8 protein-coding genes are annotated in these 6,590 nt (G+C 52.4%); 4 read left to right on the top strand and 4 right to left on the bottom strand.

The window, feature by feature from the left end; all coding sequences use genetic code 11:
* Positions 1–80: 80 nt before the first annotated feature.
* On the top strand, positions 81–2,372 hold the full coding sequence (locus J5N58_RS25800) for a UvrD-helicase domain-containing protein (protein ID WP_244714349.1): 2,292 nt from the start codon (positions 81–83) through the stop codon (positions 2,370–2,372).
* 8 nt (positions 2,373–2,380) lie between these two features.
* On the opposite strand, the gene J5N58_RS25795 is transcribed toward J5N58_RS25800, so the two are convergent.
* The 4 genes from J5N58_RS25795 to J5N58_RS25780 all read right to left on the bottom strand — a co-directional run bounded on the left by J5N58_RS25795 (position 2,381) and on the right by J5N58_RS25780 (position 4,841).
* Positions 2,381–2,662: a helix-turn-helix transcriptional regulator gene (locus J5N58_RS25795; protein WP_244714347.1), complete on the bottom strand. Its 282-nt coding sequence runs from the start codon at positions 2,660–2,662 to the stop codon at positions 2,381–2,383.
* Positions 2,663–2,679: 17 nt separating this feature from the next.
* The gene (locus J5N58_RS25790; protein ID WP_244714345.1) at positions 2,680–4,002 is read right to left on the bottom strand and encodes a type II toxin-antitoxin system HipA family toxin; all 1,323 of its coding nucleotides are present in this window, start codon (positions 4,000–4,002) and stop codon (positions 2,680–2,682) included.
* A gap of 78 nt (positions 4,003–4,080) precedes the next feature.
* Positions 4,081–4,434 carry a hypothetical protein gene (locus J5N58_RS25785; protein WP_244714343.1) on the bottom strand — a complete coding sequence of 118 codons (354 nt, stop codon included), beginning with the start codon at positions 4,432–4,434 and terminating at the stop codon, positions 4,081–4,083.
* Positions 4,431–4,841, bottom strand: coding sequence for a helix-turn-helix domain-containing protein (locus J5N58_RS25780; RefSeq protein ID WP_244714341.1), 411 nt, complete (start codon positions 4,839–4,841; stop codon positions 4,431–4,433). Before J5N58_RS25780 ends, J5N58_RS25785 begins: the two co-directional genes overlap by 4 nt.
* Positions 4,842–4,936: 95 nt before the next feature.
* Here J5N58_RS25780 and J5N58_RS25775 point away from each other — a divergent pair, with 95 nt between their 5' ends.
* The 3 genes from J5N58_RS25775 to J5N58_RS25765 all read left to right on the top strand — a co-directional run.
* Positions 4,937–5,155, top strand: coding sequence for a helix-turn-helix domain-containing protein (locus J5N58_RS25775; RefSeq protein WP_244714339.1), 219 nt, complete (start codon positions 4,937–4,939; stop codon positions 5,153–5,155).
* A 9-nt stretch (positions 5,156–5,164) separates the two neighbouring features.
* A complete protein-coding gene (locus J5N58_RS25770; RefSeq protein WP_244714337.1) occupies positions 5,165–5,431 on the top strand; it encodes a helix-turn-helix transcriptional regulator in 267 nt (88 codons plus the stop codon).
* The coding region (locus J5N58_RS25765) for a tyrosine-type recombinase/integrase (RefSeq protein ID WP_244714335.1) at positions 5,388–6,590 on the top strand (1,203 nt) is incomplete at its 3' end. The genes J5N58_RS25770 and J5N58_RS25765, both read left to right, overlap by 44 nt.

The following is a 6,590-nucleotide window of genomic DNA, read 5'->3' as shown; positions in this document are numbered from 1 at the left end:
TCTCACGAGTTGGGGTCTCCGGCAAAGTCGGGGCGGTTCAAAATGACACTGTCCACTTCGGCGAGTGAGGGCTAATTAAGATGAGATACCTTGCATTCCAGCGAGAAGCTGTCGAAGAAATCGTAGGGAACCGTCGCCTTCAATCGATCGATTTTGAGGAAGGCTCTGAGTTGCTGCGAATTCTCTCGGGCGAACTGGACGACATATCAGGCATTGCGCCTCGGTTAAGCCTTCACACGTCGCGCTCGGGTGCCGGCAAGATTGTAACGTATGCCGGCGGCGGTATACCCGCTTACGTCGTATTTGATTTAGACGAGTCAGGTGTTTTTGATCCTAAGCAACCATCCTTTGATGCCGTTCAAATCCTACAGCGCGTGCTGCGGTTCGCTATTAAGCATTGGGACCACAAAATCTTAAATCCCTCCGAGATGGTATTCCCTGCCTATAAGAAGGCTATTATTTTTCCATTTCCAATAAGCCAGAAAACAGGGTTTAGAGTCGCGATAGATTTGAATCCGGATGCGTCTCGTTTAGAGCGCCGTGGACAAGCGGAACGCTACCTTCTCGTATATAAAGCCGGCCTCGATGACGGAAAGGGACCTGGCGAGACACCGTCATTTACTGTTTTCAGGAAGTTTTTGGATGATCTGCCGCACCTGGATGTTTCAAGGAAACCGGCAGGTGCTGGTGCGGCTCAGATATCCGCTTTACAAGGTGTGTCTGTTGGTCCTCCTCCCGGACGTCTAGATATCCACCAGGGGTACGACCTTTGGATGCGCGCGCTGACGTCGGAACAGAGGCGGTTCGTTGTGGCTCCTCTCGAATCCCCGGCTCGAATCGAAGGACCAGCAGGTACCGGGAAAACTCTTTGTTTGGCGCTCAAAGCTGTGCATTCGCTTAAGGGCGCACAGGAAAAAGACCTCGAGAATTCGAGCCTTTTCGTCACTCACAGCGAAGCGAGTCGAAAGAGTATCTTGGACGTTCTAGAGTCCATGGATGCTGGCCACTTTCTGCGCCCCTTGTCGCCTCGCCGGGCACTGAAAGTGGTCACCTTGCAGGGGCTCTGCGCCGAAATATTGCGACAGGAGATATCAGCGACTGAGTTGCTTGATCCTGATGCATATGACGCTAAGCAATTGCAGTTACTTTATGTCGAACAGGCGCTGGAGCACGCGCGGCGAGAATTGACAACGTATCAGAAGTTTTTATCCGTAGGCTTTTCAGAGTTTTTAAGTCGGGAAGAAGATTGGGCGCTGATGCAAATGCTTCAGCACGAAATAGGCGTAGTTATTAAAGGACGAGCAAACGAGAAATTCGACTCCTATTCCAAGGTGCCGCCGCTGAAAAATGGGCTCCCTCTGCAAAATGAAGGTGATAAATCATTCGTGTGGAGAGTATATGAGCTCTACCGAGACCAGCTGATTTCGGGTGCGCAATTTGATACTGATGACGTTATGTTAAGCGCGCTTGGGCAATTGGCGACGCCGATTTGGAGGCGGAGAAGGCTGCGCGAAGGATACGACTGCATCTTCATCGATGAAACTCACCTTTTTAATATGAATGAGCTGTCTGTCTTTCATCATCTTACGAAGCGCGACGATAGGTACCAAATCGCTTTTGCAGTTGATCGCTCGCAAGCTATTGGCGACCGTGGCTGGGCCAATGATGTGGATTTTGGTACTTTGGTGCCGGATACTGAAAGTTTGCAAAATAACCGCACGAAGGTGTCGACTGTTTTCCGTTGTTCCCCGGACATCGTAAACTTGGCGTTCACAGTAACCTCATCTGGTGCAAGTCTATTTACAAACTTTGAGGACCCTCTTCTGCTGGCGAACAGTAATCTTTCTTTTGAAGAAGAAAGAATGTGTCAGCCTCCTGTCTACACACAGTATGATGATGATGAATCCCTGGTAAAGGGAGCTTTTGAACAAGCTGAAGACATGGTGAAATCCATGTCAACTTCGCGCGGCGATATTGCAATTATCGCCTTTGGAGAAGAGCTTTTCAAGCTGTTGACTAGCAAGGCTGAGTCCGAAAACAAACCTATAGAATTGCTTAAAGAGCGTGGAAATTTAGAGGTAATAAAAAAGGCGCGACAATCAGGGCGCTTCGTCCTCTCAATGCCCGACTATGTAGGGGGGCTCGAATTTGACGGCGTGGTGATCGTGGGCGTTGACGACGGTCGAGTGCCGTCAACAAGTGGCGTATCGGCTGAAAGTAGAGCATTTCTCAGCTTTACGGCCCACAATAGACTTTATGTGGCAATAACGCGCGCGCGATACCGCGTAATCATTTCAGGGGTGAAAGCACGTGGTCCAAGCGAAATACTTAACCCGGCCCTTAAGCAAAAAGCGATCGAGTTAAAGGGATGAAAGCACAATTAAGGCAATTTTTTCGGCACAAATCCCGCAGTAAAGCCAAATAGCCGGCCTATCCTTTCAATCGTTTCAAGCGTTGGATTTGCCATGCCGGCTTCTATTTCAGAAACTTGGCGTCTGGATAGCCCAAGCGTTTTGGCAAACTCCACCTGCGTCATGCCGAAACCCTTTCGGATTTCGGCCACCGCACCAGGTAGCCTTAGATCACCAGTTCGCGCACGCTCTGCCAATGTTCGCCGGTTTTCGAGAATCTCTTCTTTCGTGGGTTTCTTCCACCGAGCCATTTAGCTTTCCTTCGGCATCACTGGCACGCAGCCAGAACGCTGTCTGCTATCGCGATACAGCGTCCCATCGCACGTTCCAGAAGGTCCGGAGACGCTTCCATCTCTTTCGCCATGGCCGGAGTCTGGCGCAGGTGTTCAGCAAACTCGGAAAGCGTAGCTGCGAGCGCTTTCTGCTCAGCAGGATCGGGCATCAGTTCGCCGCAAATGCGCTTCCAATCGGGAAGATGATCGCGACCGCCGTCACGCATCATCGCCCATCGGGTGGAGCGAACAATTCCCTCCTTGGCGAGCCGCATTGGCGCGAAATCAAAGAGCGGAGACAGGCGGATCGCGCCGTCCTGGTGCTTGCTCAATGCGGAATTCCGGCCGTGATTATCGGGATTGCCGAGGGCCAGGTTGGCGATGTCGCGCTTTATGTATTCAACAATGTCTGCGAATGGATCAGCCGAATATTGGCGCAGAACGTCGATATAGGCCTCATGCGTGCCGACATGGCCGAAATCGGCAACGCCGATCGCGGACACCAGGCTTTCTTGGCCCAGCCTGACGGTTCCGACGCCTTCTTTGTTCTTCCGGTCGAACCGGGGAATGATCAGGACACCTTCGGCATAGGCCGAGGGTTCGCTAACATTCAGACCGATCTCTTGAGCGATCCGCGAATAGAGGGCTTCGCCTTCGAGAATCAGGCGGTCTATAGGCTCGTTGCTGCGGACCAGCTTGACGATCACGTGGCGCACGGCCTCATCATCGGTCACGAAGCTGTCGGGATAATAGAGCCCGTCATTCGCCTGCGTCATAGAGACCTTCGGCCATTCGCCTTGCAGGCCGCTCGAGCCGGAGGCCAGCATTCCAAAGCGGTCGGCGACTTCCATGAAGCGATCCGACCGCTCAAGGATTTCCGCTTCTGTCACCCCTTGGCGCTCAACACCGCGCAGCCGTTCCACTTCGGCGTCCGCCGCTTCTTTGATGCGGATATTGCCTATGCCACCAGTCGCCGATCGGAGAAGCAGTGGCAGATCAGAAGCGCGCGAACCTTCAGTAAGACCGAGGTGCTCGGCAAGCTTTCGCCTTGCATGTCCCTGCGGCATTAGATCCAAGAGGAAGGGCGGCCAGCTGCGGCTATATCGATTTTCGAGATCGACGGGGTAACGGACGGATAAGGCGCGATGGTCCCGGACCGTTTTCCCAGCAGAAAACTCCGCCGATGCCACGGTGACGAAATAGTCGAGATCGTAATCGACGATCGACGCGCCCTGGAAGCCGGCCGCGTCGTCCTTGAGTTCCAATGTCGCGGCGTGATGCCACTCACCATCAAAATGGGTTTGGAGCGTTAAGCGCATTAATTGACCCTTTCAATGGTTCAAATAATGCATTTTTCGGAATTATTCAACCCATCAAAGTGGGTTGAATACCTGCCATCAAATCTGCCAGCTACCGAAACGGTCATGGAAACTTTTCGCCCGATTGACCATCTTTCGGCTCTGAAATGCAATTCCAAATGCGAGTAACATCATTAAAAAACCGAAAACAGTGATCACCCAACCGTTTGGGTCGCTCTTGGCATCAAACAAGATAAGTGAGACCGCTCCTAACGTGGAAAAAAAGACCATCCCAAAATCGTATTGCTTTGAGAGATTACCGAGCCGGGCCGAATGCTGGGCGTATCGCAATTGCCTTGCCAGATTTCGTTTTTCAGACGCAAATTGATCTCGCTGGCGACCAAGCACGTATGCGCCTTGCACTATTTGCTCTTCGAAGTTCGATTTACTCATATCGCTGACCTCAGATATTTTTCTGCAATTTCCTCAGTGAATTCGCCGTGTTGTTCGGCGTAGTCAATCAGGAACCTGATGAGCTTCAACCGCTTTTCCGATTCCACCTGACAGTTTTCCCTTGCAATGAAAGCGTCAACCGCCTCCGTGACATGGTGATACAAGTCGACCGTGTCCCGATTGTAGGGACTTCCTTCTCCCGTGAGCATCCAGGCTGGATTCACATTAAATTTCAAATGCAGAATGCGGAGAAGCTTTGCGGGCATCTCACGATTTCCGCGCTCGTAAGTGTTGTAAGCGCTTTGCGACACCTCAAGCGCTTCGGCAAAAGGCACTTGCTTCAGTCCGGAATCCTTCCGAATTTTCCCGAGCCTTTGCCCCATAGCCTCCATAAATCCGTCTTGCATCAAAATATCTCGAATGCGATAAAATAATTGCGGCTAGCGCGATTATATGATTAATTCCCTGTTGTGTCGAATTATCTCTATGGAGTCGGGTAATTATGCAATCTCAGCTTTTATCACCTAAACAACTAGCGGACCGCTGCGGGTGGCCGCTTGCTCGGATACGGAATCTAATCGCCAAGCAGGAAATCCGTCATGTCCGGATTGGCGGAAGCCTTTTCCTGCCAGAGAATGCGGTGGATGAGTATATCTCCGCAAATATGATCGAGCCGAGTTGGGGGCCACGCTTTTTAACGAACAGGGGCGCGGGAGAGTGAGAGAATAATATGAACACTCAACCAAAAGCCCCCATTCCATTGCCCGTTTTCAAGGTTGCAGTCAGCAGAACTCAGGCTGCAGCGTTACTCGACATTTCAACTGGAACCTTTGATGATTGGGTTCGACGCGGTTTTATGCCTCAAGGCGTCAAGATCGAATTCTTACGGCGCTGGGATGTGGCGGAGATATTGGGAGCGTGGCGAGCTCTCATGGAGAACAATAGAAAGCCAGATGATGACGATGACGAGAACCCGTTTGATGACATTGTCGGCTAACCGTTCTATCCCCTTCAAATATTGCTCGCGGGATATCGATCGGCACGGCAACGAGCGGTTCTATCTCCGCCTTCCAGGCATGCCGAAGTACCGGATGACGTCCGCCTATCTGGACGAGGCTGGCAGCGTCACCCAAGCTTTTACCGAGGAATATCACCGCGTGCTGGCGGGTGATCGTGGTGAAAAGACCGTCCCGATTTCACGACTGGAACCCGGCTCGGTTCGCTGGCTGGTCGAGACCTATTATCGGTCCAAGGCGTTTCAGAGCCAGTCTCTGGCCACGCAGAAGGACAAAAAGAGCGTTCTCAATCGCTATTGCGTCAATGTGGGCGAACTGCCGTTCAAGAAGATCCGCAAATCCAACATCGAAGCCAGCCAGATGAAGCGCAGCGGCACGCCCGGCGCGGCTGACAAGTTGGTGAAGTACCTGAAGGCGCTCTTCAATTGGGCCATCAGCGCGGAGTTGGCGACATTCAATCCCACGAACGGCGTCACCAAAATCCATAAGTCTCCCGGTTTCCATACGTGGAGCGAAGCGGAAGTGGCGCGCTATCGCGCAGCCTATCCGCTCGGCTCCACAGCTCGGCTTGCATTGGAACTGATGCTGAATTTGGGCGTCAGACGCTCTGACCTCGTCAAACTTGGTTGGAGAAACCTGGTCGGAGACCGCATCGAATTCATGCCGCAGAAGGGGTCGAGAAAATACGCGCAGTCGATCAGTCTGCCGGTTACAGACGAGCTTCGCGAGGCCTTGGATCAGATAACGCATGATCAGCCGACATTCCTTATCAACGAATATGGCAAGGCGTTCACCGGCAATGGCTTCGGCAACAAGATGCGCCAGTGGTGCAATGACACGGATTTGCCGAAATGCTCGGCGCACGGCCTAAGAAAGGCGTCCGCGACGATCCTCGCCGAGGCAGGTGCTACCGAACATCAGTTGATGGCGATCTTCGGCTGGTCTGATTCCAAGATGGCGCAGCACTACACCAAAGCCGCCCAATCCAAGCGCATCATCGATGCCGGTTTCGAGCGCCGCAAAACCTACGTGGCCCGCAATAATGTCCCACTTTCATCGAGCCGGAATTCCGGTGAGACAAATCGAGAAAAAAATGATGGAAAAACAACGTCCGAAGACAGAAATGGTGGGCCCGGAGGG

This window comes from Paenirhizobium cremeum, from assembly GCF_022884085.1.
GTDB classification, from domain to species: Bacteria; Pseudomonadota; Alphaproteobacteria; order Rhizobiales; family Rhizobiaceae; genus Allorhizobium; species Allorhizobium cremeum.
This window is presented reverse-complemented; position numbering and strand designations above follow the sequence as displayed.